The 15,472-nt window shown below is 59.9% G+C and carries 15 protein-coding genes; 7 read left to right on the plus strand and 8 right to left on the minus strand.

Going from position 1 to position 15,472, the window contains the following annotated elements; genetic code table 11:
- Positions 1-15: 15 nt before the first annotated feature.
- Together OP10G_RS27245 and purB are read right to left on the minus strand one after the other, a co-directional pair.
- Positions 16-732: a hypothetical protein gene (locus OP10G_RS27245; protein WP_025228730.1), complete on the minus strand. Its 717-nt coding sequence runs from the start codon at positions 730-732 to the stop codon at positions 16-18.
- A gap of 142 nt (positions 733-874) precedes the next feature.
- On the minus strand, positions 875-2,173 hold the full coding sequence (gene purB, locus OP10G_RS19630; RefSeq protein ID WP_025228729.1) for an adenylosuccinate lyase: 1,299 nt from the start codon (positions 2,171-2,173) through the stop codon (positions 875-877).
- Positions 2,174-2,383: 210 nt separating this feature from the next.
- Between purB and rpsJ the strand changes: the two genes are divergently transcribed.
- Positions 2,384-2,695: a 30S ribosomal protein S10 gene (rpsJ, locus tag OP10G_RS19635; protein ID WP_025228728.1), complete on the plus strand. Its 312-nt coding sequence runs from the start codon at positions 2,384-2,386 to the stop codon at positions 2,693-2,695.
- A gap of 69 nt (positions 2,696-2,764) precedes the next feature.
- Here the strand turns inward: rpsJ and OP10G_RS19640 are convergent, their stop codons facing one another.
- Positions 2,765-3,724: a peptidylprolyl isomerase gene (locus OP10G_RS19640; protein WP_227625149.1), complete on the minus strand. Its 960-nt coding sequence runs from the start codon at positions 3,722-3,724 to the stop codon at positions 2,765-2,767.
- A 252-nt stretch (positions 3,725-3,976) separates the two neighbouring features.
- Between OP10G_RS19640 and OP10G_RS25110 the strand changes: the two genes are divergently transcribed.
- Complete coding sequence (locus tag OP10G_RS25110) at positions 3,977-4,726, plus strand: DUF1326 domain-containing protein (RefSeq protein ID WP_144241263.1); 750 nt, start codon at positions 3,977-3,979, stop codon at positions 4,724-4,726.
- A 362-nt stretch (positions 4,727-5,088) separates the two neighbouring features.
- On the opposite strand, the gene hrcA is transcribed toward OP10G_RS25110, so the two are convergent.
- Complete coding sequence (gene hrcA, locus OP10G_RS25115; protein WP_025228725.1) at positions 5,089-6,117, minus strand: heat-inducible transcriptional repressor HrcA; 1,029 nt, start codon at positions 6,115-6,117, stop codon at positions 5,089-5,091.
- A 56-nt stretch (positions 6,118-6,173) separates the two neighbouring features.
- On the opposite strand from hrcA, the gene OP10G_RS19655 reads away from it, so the two are divergent.
- Both OP10G_RS19655 and OP10G_RS19660 read left to right on the plus strand, forming a co-directional pair.
- Complete coding sequence (locus tag OP10G_RS19655) at positions 6,174-6,566, plus strand: hypothetical protein (protein WP_144241264.1); 393 nt, start codon at positions 6,174-6,176, stop codon at positions 6,564-6,566.
- A 26-nt stretch (positions 6,567-6,592) separates the two neighbouring features.
- The gene (locus OP10G_RS19660; protein WP_025228723.1) at positions 6,593-7,414 is read left to right on the plus strand and encodes a heavy metal-binding domain-containing protein; all 822 of its coding nucleotides are present in this window, start codon (positions 6,593-6,595) and stop codon (positions 7,412-7,414) included.
- Positions 7,415-7,452: 38 nt separating this feature from the next.
- Here the strand turns inward: OP10G_RS19660 and OP10G_RS19665 are convergent, their stop codons facing one another.
- Entirely contained in the window at positions 7,453-7,896 is a 444-nt protein-coding gene (locus OP10G_RS19665) for a hypothetical protein (RefSeq protein ID WP_025228722.1), read from the minus strand.
- A 169-nt stretch (positions 7,897-8,065) separates the two neighbouring features.
- On the opposite strand from OP10G_RS19665, the gene OP10G_RS27025 reads away from it, so the two are divergent.
- The gene (locus OP10G_RS27025; RefSeq protein WP_052547855.1) at positions 8,066-8,959 is read left to right on the plus strand and encodes a type II secretion system protein; all 894 of its coding nucleotides are present in this window, start codon (positions 8,066-8,068) and stop codon (positions 8,957-8,959) included.
- A 304-nt stretch (positions 8,960-9,263) separates the two neighbouring features.
- Here the strand turns inward: OP10G_RS27025 and OP10G_RS19675 are convergent, their stop codons facing one another.
- The gene (locus OP10G_RS19675) at positions 9,264-11,696 is read right to left on the minus strand and encodes an alkaline phosphatase family protein (protein ID WP_025228720.1); all 2,433 of its coding nucleotides are present in this window, start codon (positions 11,694-11,696) and stop codon (positions 9,264-9,266) included.
- 71 nt (positions 11,697-11,767) lie between these two features.
- Between OP10G_RS19675 and OP10G_RS19680 the strand changes: the two genes are divergently transcribed.
- Positions 11,768-12,397, plus strand: coding sequence for a hypothetical protein (locus OP10G_RS19680; RefSeq protein ID WP_025228719.1), 630 nt, complete (start codon positions 11,768-11,770; stop codon positions 12,395-12,397).
- Positions 12,398-12,446: 49 nt separating this feature from the next.
- On the opposite strand, the gene OP10G_RS19685 is transcribed toward OP10G_RS19680, so the two are convergent.
- Both OP10G_RS19685 and OP10G_RS25125 read right to left on the minus strand, forming a co-directional pair.
- Positions 12,447-12,656 (minus strand): hypothetical protein, encoded by a 210-nt coding sequence (locus OP10G_RS19685; protein WP_038473438.1) that lies wholly within the window; start codon positions 12,654-12,656, stop codon positions 12,447-12,449.
- On the minus strand, positions 12,643-13,503 hold the full coding sequence (locus OP10G_RS25125; RefSeq protein ID WP_025228718.1) for a prepilin-type N-terminal cleavage/methylation domain-containing protein: 861 nt from the start codon (positions 13,501-13,503) through the stop codon (positions 12,643-12,645). Before OP10G_RS25125 ends, OP10G_RS19685 begins: the two co-directional genes overlap by 14 nt.
- 473 nt (positions 13,504-13,976) lie before the next feature.
- On the opposite strand from OP10G_RS25125, the gene OP10G_RS19695 reads away from it, so the two are divergent.
- Positions 13,977-15,275 (plus strand): O-acetylhomoserine aminocarboxypropyltransferase/cysteine synthase family protein, encoded by a 1,299-nt coding sequence (locus OP10G_RS19695; protein WP_025228717.1) that lies wholly within the window; start codon positions 13,977-13,979, stop codon positions 15,273-15,275.
- The last annotated feature ends 197 nt before the right edge of the window (positions 15,276-15,472 follow it).

Here is a 15,472-nt window from a genome sequence, read left to right on the forward strand (position 1 = left end):
TATTTGAGTGTCCGATTACTGGGTCGTGACCCAGGAATAGGTGCGGTGCGTGTACACCGATGGATAGTAGATGGCGTCGGCCATTCGGGCGTCGCCCTTCACCATCCGCACGAGGACGTCCTTCTGCCGGTCGCTGGCGGTGTTGTTCCACCAATCCGTGAGGATTCCGGCGGACGTGTCATTCAGGTCGGACTTCAGGATGTCCAGAGCTTCGATATAGCTCAGATCCTTCGGCTTGATCGATTTGGTCATGACCATGCGCATCGGCCGCCAACTCGCCTCGGTGTTGGACCAATCCATGTTCGAGGCGTTCCAGTCGGGGGTCGTGGTCGTTGCGACGGTCGTCGTGGTGGTACCGGTGGTGTCGGTAGTCGTCGTGCTGGTCGTCGTGACCGTGGTATCGGGGAACCGATAGGCCAGCATGCGATCGTTGATCATGATCGCCTGTTTGTGGCTATTCGCAAGGCCCCACAAGAGCGCGTGTTCGACGCTGGAAGGGGCTCGATCGAGCATCGTAGCGAGGCAATAGCGGTCGCCACCGCTAAGCACGTCGTTCGCTCGCGACTCGACGGCTTTTCGAACCTCCATATCCGACTTTCCGGACATGTCCCAATCCTTGTCGCTCCACATCATGGGGCGAGAAGTTTGGTATTCGGTGGTGGTCATCGTGTTCTGGGCGAACGCCGACATCGAGATCGTGGCTAGCGCGGCCAAGGTAAGTCTTTTCAGCATAGGGGCTCTCCTCTTTCAGTAGGCGGGCGGGCAAACGCCACCGCGCCTCACGAAGTTATTGAAGGAGAGACCCCAGCAATTGTTTCAGGCAGTCCTAGGTCCTTTCCCCTTAATCTTCGCTCATTCGTAGTGCCGGCCAAAGTTACGCGGGGCGAACGCCGGTCGCCAACAAAGTGTGCTCCGCGTGACGCAAATGGTGATCGAGGCTGAACAGCTCTTCGACTTCTTCGGGAGTGAGGCGCTCCCGGACATCGGGATCTTCAGCGACGCTCGACTTGAAGTCGAACCCTTCCCACGCCTTCGCGGCGTTCCGCTGGGCGACTTTGTAGGCGGCTTCCCGCGACATGCCGGCATGGATGAGGGCGATCATTACATGCTCGCTGAAGACCAAGTCTCCCATCTGACGCAAGTTCTTCGCCATGTTCTCGGGGAACACGACCAATCCCTTCAGGATCGTCGTCAGCCGTCCCAGCATGAAGTCCGCAAGCTGGCACGAATCGGGGAAGACGATTCGCTCCAAGGAGGAGTTGGTCAGGTCGCGCTCGTGCCAGGTGGCCACGCTTTCGAGCATCGCGTGGGAGTTACCGCGGAGCAGTCGGGCGAGGCCGCAAACCGTCTCCGAGTTCCAAGGGTTCCGCTTGTGCGGCATTGCGCTGCTGCCGGTCTGACCCTGGGCGAATGCCTCCTGGACCTCCAGAATCTCCGTCCGCTGCAGGTTCCGCAACTCGGTAGCGATCCGCTCCAGTCCAGCGCCGAGGAGGGCGAGGACGTTTAGAAAGTTAGCGTGTCGGTCGCGGTTGATGATTTGCGTGCTGGCCGGATCGGGGCGAAGACCCAGGCGCTCGCAGACGATCGTCTCCATTTCTGGGGACGTGATCGCGTGGATTCCCACCGCGCCGGAGACTTTGCCGACCGCGATGTCCTCGCGTGCTTGCTTGAGGCGCTCGATGTTTCGCGAGAGCTCGGCGTACCAGTTGGCCGCCTTGAAGCCGAAGGTGATCGGCTCGGCGTGGATGCCGTGGGTCCGCCCAATTTCGGGAGTCATCGCGTGTTCGTTCGCGAGCCGCTTGATCTCCGTCCCCAGCGCCTCGGCGCTGCGGATCAGGACATCGCCGGAGTCTCGCAACATCATTCCGAGGGCGGTGTCGATCACGTCGTAACTGGTGACACCCATGTGAACGTAACGGCCGGCTTCGCCGATGTTCTCGGAGAGATTCCGGACGAACGCCATGAGGTCGTGACGGGTTTCTTTCTCGATCTCGTCGCACCGGGCGAGGTCGAAACTGGATTTCGCGCGTACTGTTTCCAGCGCCTCCGCGGGTACCGCGCCAAGTTGCGCGTGAGCTTCGACGATCGCGATCTCCACCTCCTGCCACCGCTGGTATTTGGCTTCACGGGACCAAATGGCGTTCATGGCAGGGGTGGTATATCGCTCAATCATTCTTCTAAGGGTACCCGTGGCGCCGGCTTCCAGCCGGTAGCCTCTTACCCGGCAAACCGTGACGGAGAAGGGCTACCGGCTGGAAGCCGGCGCCACGATGGTACAATGATTGCCGCCGAGAGGTTGGGGCGCTGATTGCCGGCGTTCGGAATTCACGGTCGAAACTCGTTCGGGCGCGTTTGCGCCTGAGACGGACAAGAGAAAGTATCAATGGCAGGAATTAAAATTCGCATTAGGCTTCGCGCCTACGATCACCGTATTATTGACAGCTCGGCGGAGAAGATCGTCGACCAGGCGAAGCGCACCGGCGCCCGTGTTTCGGGCCCGATCCCGCTTCCTACCCACATCCGCAAGTTCTGCGTCATCCGCGGCCCGCACATCGACAAGGAGTCGATGGAGCACTTCGAGCTTCGGACCCACAACCGGCTCATCGACATCCTCGAGCCGACCAACAAGACGATCGATGCGCTAATGCGCCTCGACCTCCCGAGCGGCGTCGACATCGAAATCAAGTCGGCGTAAGACCAACAAAGCAAAAAGACGACCCGCTCTAAGTAGAGCGGGGCGTCTTTTTTGTTGGGGCGAGGTGGTTTAACCGCCTTGCTTCAGATAGGCGTCGATGAACTTTCGGTAAGCGTCGGCGAAGTTCGGCTCCTTGATGTCGATCTTGGCATCCAGACGCATCGCCTTCATTTCTTTGTCGATGTTGTTCTTGACATTGCCTCGGTCCATCATGAGCTTCTTGCGAACTCGTACCTTTAGCTTATCGTCGAGGGAGAGCTTCTTCGCCGCGATGATGTTCTCGACGAGGAACTTCACGTACGCGGTTTCCCCGCCCTGAAGCTGGGTAGGAATCCAGTCGGTGGTGCCGCCGATCTTTGTCGCCGCGATGGCGTTTCGGACCGAGGCGCCCAGCATCGTTTCCGGCACTTGGCCATATTCGCCGCCGATCCCCTTGGTGAGGTCGGTGCTGTACTTCTTCGCGGTGTCGGCGAAGGAGGTTCCGCCCGACAGGGCGCTGTCCACCGCGCTCTTGTCGGCGTCGGCCTTCACGACGATGACCCGGAGCTGATACTTCTTTGGGATCGTGAACTCGTCGGGGTGGGCGTTGAAGTAGCTGGCGACCTCTTGATCGGTCACCGTCACGCCGAAGGTTTGGATTTTGAATTGGGCGAGCTCGTAACGAATTTGGTAGCGGAGGTCGTCCAGACTGCGGCCGGTGCCGATCCAGAGCTCATCGAGGTTCGGGGTCTCTTCCTTCCGATTGCGGTACTCGGCGTCGACCTCCATGTCGGTTGGCGAGACGCCCTTCTTCTTTGCGAGCTGGAATACGAGCCGCTCGGTGATGAGCTGCTCGATGGTTAGGAAGCCGGGGGGGAATTCGCTGATCGTAGCGCCGGTCTTTTTGCCAACGCCGGGAAGGAACTCCATGCGGTGGTAATACTCGCCCCCCTTGATCTCCTCACCGTTGACGATAACGACGGTGCGGGCAGGGTCGACTTGGGCGAATGCCGCGGTAGCGGCGAGCACGGCGAGTGCCGCGATGAACATCTTCTTCAAATGGGGTCCTCCGGAAAGCGGGCTGATAGCTCTTATTACACCCAGCAACGCTCACTATGACGCCCGTTCCCGCTCGAAACTTCGACTAATTCCCATCTTTCCCGGCAAAAGGGTTCATGGCGCCGGTCGCTCATCCGGTTCTTCCAAGACCGCGCATCTTGCGAAGAGCTCCAATAATCGCCGTTTCGCACGGCAAAAACTCTAGTACAATTGCCTGGAAAGGTCAACGAAGGAGGAACCCTGATGCTTCAGAAACTTACTTTGTCGTTGCTTGCTTTGCTTTTGGCCGCCAGCGTCCACCCCGCAAGCGATCCAGTCAGAAAGCACATTCGCCCTGTGAAGACGAACTGGAAGATCACCGGCCAGCTTGTCGAGGCCTGCTCCTGTAACGCCGCTTGCCCGTGTTGGTTTGGCTCGATGCCGAGCCGCATGGCATGCAGTGGCAATCAGGTCGTGTTTATCAAATCCGGCAGATACGGCTCCGTCCCGCTCGACGGATTGGCCGTCGCCCAATTCGTGAAGAGTCCCGATGGGAAGTCGATGCTGGAGTCGTTCGGGAGCTGGGATCTCGATAGCGTCTATATCGACGAGCGAGCCAATCCGCAGCAACGGGCCGCGCTGGTCGATGTCGCCAAGCACCTGTTCGCGCCTAGTGCGAAGAGTCGCGAGATCAGGTACGTGCCCATCAGTCGCCGGATGGAAGGGAAGGAGTTCCTCGTGAGTGTCGGCAAGGTCAGCGACATCTCAGGTCATCTGATCGACGGCGGCTTCACTGGCGCGCCAAAGATCGTCAACCCACCCTTGGCCGACCCGACCCACCGGTCGTTCCAGCAGGGCGTCGCCACTCGGTTGACTTTCACGGATATGGGTCAGAACTGGGACTTCAAGAACACCAACTTCATGGTCAACGACTTCACCGTCGACAACGCCGAGTACGAGAAGTACGAAGCCGCCATGGCCGAGAAGATGAAGAAGGCAAACAAGCCGCACTAATCGCGGTCACAGGCTGGCCGGGCAGCGCCGGCCAGCATCTTGGGCCTCAATCGAGAATGGGATCGAATGGAGCCCACTTATTCTTGAACCCTTTCGACGCACAGTAGACGTTCCGTGACACGATCCCGTAGAGTCCGGAACTCGTTCGTAATCTTCTGATGGAATGCAGCATCGAGTGCGATAGTGTCTCCGCTTTTTGCTCCGCCCAGATACTGCGGCGCAACGTGATAGGTTGCGAGACTTGACGTGAAGGGCTTTGGCGAAACCTGCTGCGTGGCTTGGTGGAGATTATGGTTTGGGCGCGAGTTACGAGCGCCTTAAGAATATCTATCGACATCTCGAAAAGGTCAGGGCGTGATCCTCTAGCCGAAGAACCGGGTTAGGGAATCGCTTAGCGCTTTCGCGGTGTAGCTAACGAGCGGGATGCTGGCGTCGTAGCGCATGCGGGTGGGGCCGACGAGGGCGACTACGCCGGCTTCGTTTTCCCCTACAAAGAAGCTGTGGCGGACGACCGAGAGTTGGCGCATTCGCTCGTTCCGATTTTCGCGGCCAATGATCACCGGCCGAACGGCTTCGCCGGGGGTTACGGCTTCGTAGAGGATTGCCGACTCGGACATTTGGTGCAGCAAGTCGGCTAGCATGCCGGCATCGCGCTGAAATTCGGGTTGAGCGAAGAGGAACTCCTCCCCCTCAGTGATCATCTTTCCCCGGGTTAGCTCGCGGGCGATCGAGCGGATCGTTGTCGTGAGCACCCCCATCAGCTTGTCCACGGCCGGATTTCCGAGCGTTCCGCTCGTTTTGATCTTGCTGAGGTTCCGCAGGTCCTTACCGCCGATAGACAGTGTGAGGGCCTCGTTGGTTTTGCCGATATCCTCGAGGGTAAGACCGGGCGGGCATTCGATCATGCGGTTTTCAACGTGACCGTTGCTCAGCACCAGCACCAGGAGCGCCTGCGAGGGGCCGAGGGCGCTGAAGACGGCCGTGCGTACGGTCACGCTGGTGTCGCGAACGGTGGTCGCCACACCCAACAAATGGGTGACCCGGCTCAAGGCGCGCATCGTGTCGCGAAGCAAGGTGTGGAGCGCTTCGCCATCGTCGGTGGCGTCGCGCAGACGCTGCTTCTCGGCTTCACCGGGGTGGCGCTGGACGATCAGGCGGTCAACGTAATAGCGGTATCCGAGATCGCTGGGGATGCGGCCGGCGCTGGTGTGAGGCTGCTCCAGAAATCCGAGCTCCGACATCTCGGCCATCTCGTTCCGGATCGTCGCCGACTTGACCCCTAAGTCGTACTTCTGCACCAACATCTCGCTGGCGACCGGCTCGGCCGTCGTGATGTATTCCAGAACGATCGCCTGGAGGACCGTTTGTTTCCGCGAGTCGAGTTCAGGCATCTTCAAAGATTGTACGCATGGCGGGCACCACTTGCTTCACCGGGTATACGACATCGATGCCAGAAGAGCACGATTTGGTCTCAATGGGCGTGGCGGCCGCATTGGCGCGAGAATTGGCGTCGGACGCGAAGGAGTTCGTGCCCGGCCTGTGCCGGGTGCTCCAGCAGGGGCTTCCGGAGTCGACGGAAGTCATTCTCTCCGGAGGATTCCTGTCCCGCAAGACGGTTTCGGGAGTGCGGGTTTCGCTAGGCGACTTCCAATACGAGATCGATTCCGGCGCGAAAGGGCAAATCCGAGCCACCCGAACTCACGTTGTCCGCGGTATCAGCCTTAAAAGCGAGCCGCTCGATATCGAAACATGGATCGAAGAAGTCGGCGCCGCGATCGAGGAGCGAATGAGGTCGAATGCGCGAACCAAGGCCGCGCTTAGCGGCCTCCTCAACCTCTGACCTCCAACCGTTGTAAGATTGAGCAAATGCCATACGAGCCAGGTCAGGTTGAGGGGTTACCGGAATCCGCCAAGCGGCGGCTGCAGAATATGCGGGGCGGGGAAGGGCGGAAGCCGCTCTTTACCAGCGATCTTTCCGTCAACGAATTCGCGCTGATTCGGGAAGCCGGCTTCGATCCGGTCGGCCTGGTCATGGGAAGCTCGATCTACCACATCGGAATTCAGATCGCCAGCTTCTACCAGAACCAGGAGCTCGACGTTCTAAGCCAGGCGATGTACGAAGCGCGGGAGTTCGCCATGACGCGGATGGAGGAGGAGGCCGATCTATTGGGAGCCGACGGAGTCGTCGGCGTGCGCTTGGAAGTCTCGCGCTACGAGTGGGGAGCCTCGATGGCCGAGTTTATGGCGATCGGCACCGCCGTCAAGCACCGCAGCGGTGGAAACTACCGAACGAACGACAAGCGTCCATTCACCTCCGACCTTAGCGGCCAAGACTTCTGGACCTTGCTGCGCACCGGATTTCGGCCGGTTTCCATGGTCATGGGCTCGTGTGTCTACCACGTCGCTCACCAAGGAATCCGGCAGGCGCTGAAGCAGGCGGGCCGGAATATCGAAATGACGAACTACACGCAGGCGCTCTACTACGCCCGGGAGCTGGCGATGTCCAGAATGCAGGCCGAGGCGGAGAGGGAAGGAGCCGCCGGGATCGTCGGAGTCCAAGTCAAGGAGAATAGCCACGGCTGGGACAGCCATGTGATCGAGTATTTCGCGGTCGGAACCGCGGTAACTCCCGACGAAGGGGCGGCCACCTTGCCGGCGCCTACCCCGACGATCTCGCTAAACGGCTAGCGGTTGGCGAGTACTCGCCAACCGCTGCATTGGTCAGATCAGCCCTTTTTGAAGACGATCTTGGCCGCCGGACCGCCGTGGGTCGGTGGGGTCATGGTAATCGTCTTGCCGTCCGCGCTCAAAGTCGCGGTCTGCGGCTCGCCGCCCATTCCGGAAGGCTTCTTCGGCGACTTCAGGGTAATCGTACGGCCGCTCTGCGACCAATCGCCGGTCTGCCCCTTAGAGTTCGCCGGAACCATTCCGCCTTTGGCGTTGATCGTGTAGGTCTTGTTCTTGTTGAAGACGAGGGTGATCGTCATCTTCTTGGCCATCGCCATCATCTGGGTGGCCATCTGGCGCTGCTGAGGCGGAGTGTTGGCGGGCATCGCCGGCATGGACATTTCAAGATGTCCGGACCAGGTACCAACGGGGCTTTGCGCGAGTGCGGAGGTTCCAAGGGCCGCGACCGCGAAGACGACCGCCGAAAACTTGTAGGAAATCATGACGATCCTGTATACCCCTCGTCCCCGCCCATCGTTTCACTGCCGGGAAAAGTAATCGCAGATAGCAAATTTGTCGCCGCTTACGCGTGTAAGTTTTCGCGACTGGTGAAGATGCCTAATTCTTCTGCCAATATCGTATTTCGGCGCGGGTTTGCGCCTGTGAATTGCAATGCCTTTTTGCTATCCGGGTCCGTCGCCCCGCCGCTTCCGTGGTTTTACGCTAGTTGAGCTTCTGGTGGTGATGGCGATTGTCGCGGTGCTCGCCGCGGTTCTCTTCCCGGTCTTTGGCCAAGGTCGAGACGCCGCCAAAAGCGCCGATGACCTCACCAACCTCAAGCAGCTTTCACAGGGCGCGTCGATTTATCTTTTGGACGCAGACGGGGTGTTCGCGCCCGTTGGTTCGCCGGCCTCCGATCTTAGTTGGTCGCCGGCCCGGGACGCGTCCGTAGATGCCTCCGGCAACGCCTGGAACGGCTGGGGACTCCGGTTGGCCCCCTACGTCAAGAGCTACGACGTATTCCGCTCGCCGTATTTTTCCAAGAAGGGGAGCTACACCGGCGCGTGCGCCCACGCCACCGGCATGGACCTGACGAACAATTACGCGATGAACTGGATGCTCGGCAGCGATGGCAGCTTCGGCAGCGGCTCAGACAAGAACGATTCCTTTGCCTGGTCGCCCGATGGGACCCACCGTTTCAGCCGTCCGATGAACAACGTGGAAGTGATGTCGCCCGCAAACACGATCGCATTCATGCTTTCCAGCACGGTGGCCCCTTCCGCTCAGAGTTGGGGTTGCTTGTACTCGACGCTTCAGGCCAGCGACTTTGATAACCAGCTTCAGCAGTACACGCTCTATAACCAAGGTGCGAACCTCGCATTTGCGGACGGGCATGCCAGCTTCTTTGCCGACGAGCGAATGAACCCGGCTTCGAAAGGAAATCCCCGGGCGTGGACGATCTTCCACTTTAAATCCCGAGGAGTCTGGATGGAGCCGACGATGCCGGAAAGCAGCATGGGCTACACCAACCTCGATCCAGACGGCAAATCCGCCGGCGCCCTCTAACGCCTGGCATGGGCTTCCAGCCCATGCGTTTCACGACCATCCTGGCCGTGTAACCGTAGCAACGGCTCCCAGCCGATGATCCCAGGGTGATCCTGGTCGCCTAGATCGGCCCTGTCCTGGATGGTCATCAACAAAATAGATTGACAAAGTAGGTTCACCCGTAGCCCGGGGATTTATCCCCGGTTGAACCTTGAACCGCGGCTAAAGCCACGGGCTACGGGTGAAATCAGATTAGGGAAATGTAAACCAATTTGGCCATGCCCTGGAAGGATATGGGACCCACTGGCAAGATGCCAGTGCCACGTTAGTCGACTTCTTCGGCCGTTATGAGTCTCTTGGCCTTCAACCCTTTTCCGTGGGCGCCGGCGTACTTGGCCGGGTACGGGGTCTGCTTGCCTGCCAACCGCCACAGGGTTCGGTTGAGGCGATCGGCATCGACTTGGTCGGGACGGTCCAATCGCATCGCCGTCTCCTTACCGCCCCGGTTAAGCTCGTCCAAAGGAACGCGGTTCGGCAACGCCGTGTAAGGAGTGAGGTTCGCCACGTTTTGGAAGCAGTCATCCATCGGGTTAGCCTCGGCATCGTTGCGGTTCATTGGCGGCAGACCGAGGATCAGCTCCATCGTGCGGACAACCGAGGTTTGGTTATAGAAGCGTGAAATAGTCGTCGCCCGCTTCGTATAAGGACTTGCAATCAAGCACAGGCTGCGGTGGCCATCGACGTGATCGAATCCGTCCTGCGGATCGTCTTCGATCACAAAAACGACGGTGGAGGGCCAGAAACGGCTGTGGCTGATCGCCTCGATCGAACGTCCCAGGGCCAAATCGTTATCCGCGACGTGTGCCCGCGGGGTTGGGGCGCCCGCGCTGCCTCCGCTCGTGTGGTCTTGAGGAAGGTACAGGATGGTTAGGCGAGGCATCGCGCCTTTCTCCTCCCATTCCTTAAGCCGCCGCACGAAGCGGTCGGCCCTGAGCACGTCCGGAATCCCCAGGTTCCACCCCGGAAAATCGCGATCCGAGACCTCGCGAAGCCGCCGAACTCCGATGTTCTGTTTGAACTTGGGCTGCTCGCCGGCAAGAAAAGCTTGGTAGAGCTGTGTCCATGACCGGTGCGGATCCGGCTCGGCGTAGTCGAATTCGCCGAAGTTGTACACGCTCAGGCCGTGATCCAACGCGCTATCCCATAGGTAGCCGGAATGCGAAGTAGCGAGCGGGTCGTCCCCGAACGGGTAGCTTCGGGTCCAGCCGCCATGGCTTCGCTCGAAGTAAGTCGTTGCGTTCGCCTCCGTCGTCCAAGCGTGGCCGTCCGCGCTGTTGATGCCGTTGCAATAGTAGTTGTCCAAAAGCGCGAACTGCCGGGCGAGGGCGTGGTGGTTCGGGGTGACGTTGTCGCCATACATCACCAGGTCTGGGTCGCCGTCGCCGGTTTTTATGTCCCCAAGGATCTGATCGTAGGTCCGATTCTCCTTAATCACGTAAACCACGTGTTGGAACAGGCTGGGTTCACCCGGACGGCGGGGAACCGGTACGGCGGCAGGTACAGAACGGCGTGGTCCGCTCGAGAGGTCGGAAATCTTGCTAGCGTTGAAAGCCGGCCTTGGGTCGAAGCTTACGCTTCCGGTGAAATCGCCCACGGAACGCTTTGGACTATGCCCGGAACGACTCCCGATCCCTTTCGAAGTGACCACCAGCAAACCATGATCGGCCGCCCTTACGACGGTGGGATACCAGGCGGTGTGAATGGAACCGATCCACCGCCTATCCCTTAGATTGAACGCGGCGACCTTGTCCAGCCCGCTGTAGGCGACGAGCAGGCGATCTCCGTCGACGGCTAAAGAGCTGGGCGCCCCTCCTTCTTGCTTCGAGCCGCGGAATCTTCCCTGAGGCATCATCGAGGCACGATCGAAGGCTACGACATCCGTGCTGTTGGCACAGGCCACCAAGACGTTTCGTCCCTGGAGAACGACCTCCGTCGGCTGAAGCGGAGTCCGCGCCCTCCCCACGACCTCGCCCGACCGCAAATCGATTTTGCATAGAGAACCGAAGGTACCGATCCCCCGCTTATCCACCGGAACGTCGGTCCCCGAGGCAGGCGCGGTTTCGCTGCCGACCGGGGTCCGGATGGACCAGCAGCTTACGAACAGAGCCCCCTTTCCATCTTCTACCAATGAGTAAGGAGCGACGTCGACCTCGATCCGTTTCTCCACGCTGCCGCTGTCGAGGTTCACGATCTGAACCGAGTTATCGCGGTGCACGGCGACGGCCAACTGTCGGTTGTCGACGAAACGTAGCCCGCAAGGGTACGGTGCGCCTCCCGCTTTTGCCGGGGCCAGCTTAATGGGAGAAAGGGGAGTGAGCTTATCCCCGACCCGCGACCAAAGGTAGATCGAGTCGTTAGCGTTAGAGGCGGCGATTGTCTTTCCGCCGGGAGAGGCGGCGATTCCGGTGAGGGAAGCGCCTCCAGGTAGCTTCTCTTCGGCAACCGTCTTGCCGTCGCTCAGGCGGAAAACAGTGATGCCGTCCGAGTGTTTAACGGCGGCGAATCCGCCCGGGAGGACGACCGCGTCCACGCCGCCTCCGGCAATCATTGCCGTCCTGCCGGTGGCAGCGACCGCCCGTCCAGTGGGAACGACGATGCCGTCCCTAGTCTTGTCGCCCACTCGGAGGTCTCTCATAACCACCGTCGTCCCAACCGCGAGGCTTGCCAAGGCCGCCACCGCAAAAGCGATACGCTTCATTCCCCAGACTTTGCCTTATATCGAACGCCGATGGCCACGTAATATCCTGCGTTGGGAGCGTCTTAACTTCAATGCCGATCTTTCAGATTCCCTCCGTCTATCTACCAACGCCGGAGATCTTCTACCAACGGCAGATTCGCCCGGGCGAGGTAACGCGGTATTCGGTCGAGAGCGAGTGGAGCAGCCCGAACGGACACGCGAAGTATTCGTACGAAATGCGGCTGGAGAACGAGAAAGCTGGGCCGGAGAAGCTCCAACGGATCGTCGTAGCGAGGTTGGAAAATCTCCGAGCGCAGATGGATGACCAAGTGGTGAGTCGCCGACTCTTCGGCGTGATCCCCTTCGAGCTCGGACCATCCGGTCCACCACAGAAGCTAAACGGGGGCGGTGCGTTGAACACCTACGTCTACCCGCTCCTAGCCTTTATTCTTCCTTCCTCGCCGCCCGGTCCGGAGGGGACGTTCGAGTTGGCATCCTACATGGTGGAGGGGGTTGGCGCGCTGAAGGTCACGGGATGCGTCATCGGCTTTAGGCCCGAGGGGATGGAGCTCGCCGAGCAGGTCGTCTTTGGCGGGGGCAACTCCGCGCCGGTGATGACGGTTCATTCCTGGTACCGGGTTGGCCGCGGCCAACTACTTCGCGCCGAGGGAACCTATGCCGAGATGTCGGGCACCCTCTCGTTTCGCATCAAAAAGCTTTAGGATCGAAAACCTGCGCTCGATGGATGTCGGGCGGCAGGTTTTCTGTCTGTCAGGGCCGTTGTTCCGCGTCGACCTGCGCCTTCTGGCTGGGGTCGATTTGCGAACCGTCCGGCTTGATCGGCACGTTCGACGGCGCCGGCGCCGCTACCGCCGATCGATCGACCGGCTTCGAAACATCCGGGTCCTCTTTGGCGCCGCAGCCTGCCGCCGCCATGACGGCGGCAGTCAGCAGGATCGGCAGGAATTTACTGCCAGTCACGCGCCCACCCGGGATTTCCCTCGGGAGTGCCACCTCCCAGCAGCGCCCCCCGCCACGCGCCGTTCTCCATGATCACTTTGTTGGAGACCATATTCATCGTGGTGATCGACTTCACGTGGCCATCCGCATAGCCGACATTGGACTTTCGCCCCGTGTGGAACGGAAGTCTCGTCACATTCGCGCCGGCTGCCGCCGACGGGGCCACGACGCCCGTACCGATCTGGTGCGATCCCCAAACGCCGACGTTCTGAATCGCTCCCGTACCGGCCGAGTCGATGTACGCCGGCGGGCGCATGAGCTGCGGGCCATCGGCGATCACGTAGATCTCTGCGGGCCGTCCAAGAGTCGTTGCGTTGGCCGGTTTCGTGTATTGCGTGTCGTTAAACGGCGCAAAGCTTGCGTTGAGCGGGCCCGCGTTGATCTGCGGACAGTTGTGGGTACCGCCCAGCGAATAGTAGTTGTAAGCGTAATTGTTGGTGATAGCACTGGTCGACGACTTGATCGACGGGCACTCCCACACTCCGCTCAGCTTTCCGGTCGCCGGGTCTACGCCGTTCTTGATGTACGGCGCGATTCGGTTGTTATATAGGTAGCCGGTGTCGAACGATCCTCCCCCGTTGATCGGGGTCTCCGTGTTGCACGCATTGGTGGTCCAAGGAACGAAGGTGTCGTCGCTATCTCCCAGATACATTTGGAAGCCAAGGTTGATTTGCTTCAGATTGCTCATGCAGGCGGTCTTCTTAGCCGCCGCTTTCGCTTGGGCGAAAACAGGGAAGAGGATGGCCGCCAGGATCGCGATGATTGCGATCACGACAAGCAGTTCGATGAGGGTAAAGGCTTTACGCATAGAATAAGATCTCCTCGTGGCGTCAATGGCACGCGAAGGCACACGCCCGCGTGCTCGTTCTGATTAGGAAACGAGAACGGCTAAGCTAGCCGGCGGGCAGGGATGCGAGGCGGAAAGCCGCCGTCGACATGGAAGTACTCATATAGGATCGCCAAAACGATCCCGTACTCACCGATCCCGCCCTGAAAAGCGGGACCTCAATGACGTTCGCCAAGGCGGCACTAGCCGCGGGCGTCGCCAGACATATTCGCATTCATGAGGTCCTTGGGCTCCGGCCTACTGAGTTTTCGGTGGCAGGTCCTCAATGGGACATCATACACCGACTTTCATTAACATTGGAAAAAGAAGCGCCGCTGAGAGTTCGGAAGTGAAAAGCTGTTGCCTCAGCACGTTAGGACCTTGTCGCATCTATGCTCGTAATAAAGCTAGGCTGCATTGATTAATGGAGAGATCAAATGGCAAGCGATAACAACATTCCGAAGAATTTCGAAACCCTCGCCCTGCACGGCGGCCAGACGGTGGACCCTGGGACGAAGGCTCGCGCGGTTCCAATCTATCAAACCACGAGCTATGTTTTCGACGACACCTCGCACGCGGCGAGGCTGTTCGCCCTGGAAGAGTTCGGAAATCTTTACACGCGGGTGATGAATCCGACAACCGACGTCTTCGAGCAGCGGATGGCGGCGCTTGAAGGTGGAACCCACGCAGTGGCGACGGCGAGCGGGCAAGCCGCCGAAACCCTCGCTATCACGATGATCGCGGAGGCGGGGGATGAGGTCATTTCCAGCACATCGCTTTATGGAGGCACTTACAACCTGTTTCACTACACTTTGCCCAAATACGGGATCAAAGTGAAGTTCGTCGACCCGAGCGATCCGGAAAACTTCCGCCGGGCGATCACTGATAAGACCAAGTTGATCTATGGCGAGTCGGTCGGGAATCCGCGCCTCGACACCTTCCCGTTCGCGGAAGTCTCCGCTATCGCCAAGCAAGCGGGGATTCCGATCATGATCGACAACACCTTCCCCACGCCGTACTTGCTCAAGCCGTTCGAGCATGGGGCGAACATCGTGGTTCACTCGGCCACGAAGTTCATCGGCGGCCACGGCACTTCCATCGGCGGCGTGGTGATCGACGGAGGAAACTTCGACTGGGGCGCGAGTGGCCGGTTCAAGAACTTCACCGATCCGGATCCGAGCTACCACGGGCTGAAGTTCTGGGAGGTCTTCGGAAACTTCCCCGGGCTCGGAAACGTGGCATTCGGCCTCAAGGCACGGGTCCAGGGACTGCGCGACACGGGTGGCTGCATTTCGCCGTTCAACTCGTTCCTCCTCCTTCAAGGGCTGGAGACGCTTCACCTCCGTATGGAGCGTCACTCGACTAACGGGAAGCGGGTGGCCGAGTTCCTTCAGGGCCACCCGCAGGTGAAGTGGGTGACGTATCCGGGGCTATCGAGCCACCCAGACCATGCAACGGCGGCCAAGTACCACTACCGTGGTCAATACGGGGCAATCATTGGGTTCGGAATCGAAGGAGGATACGATGCGGCGCTCAAGTTCATCGACGGTCTCCAGATCTTCAGCCTGCTCGCCAACGTCGGCGACGCCAAGTCGCTGGTGATCCACCCGGCGAGCACCACGCACCAGCAGCTCTCCGAGGCGGAACAGCAAAGCGCGGGGGTAACCCCCGACTTTATTCGGCTCAGTGTCGGATTGGAGAATGTGGACGACATTTTGGCCGACCTGGATCAGGCCCTCTCGCTGAGTAAGTAGGTGCGGCGCGTCCGGAGCCCCCTCCTCGTCGCACGACGAGTTAGTGGCTTGCCGACCTTGTTCTAGTTGCGATGAGGAGGGGGTTGGGGGGTGGAGAAGTCCGGATCTCAACATCCCTCCCGCCGCCTGGGATTGTTCTGCGACCCTCCGGGTCGGGAATTTGGTGCTTCCGTTCCAGGGGTCTTCGACGCCCTGGC

Origin of the sequence: Fimbriimonas ginsengisoli Gsoil 348, assembly GCF_000724625.1 — a bacterium.
Classification (GTDB): Bacteria; Armatimonadota; Fimbriimonadia; order Fimbriimonadales; family Fimbriimonadaceae; genus Fimbriimonas; species Fimbriimonas ginsengisoli.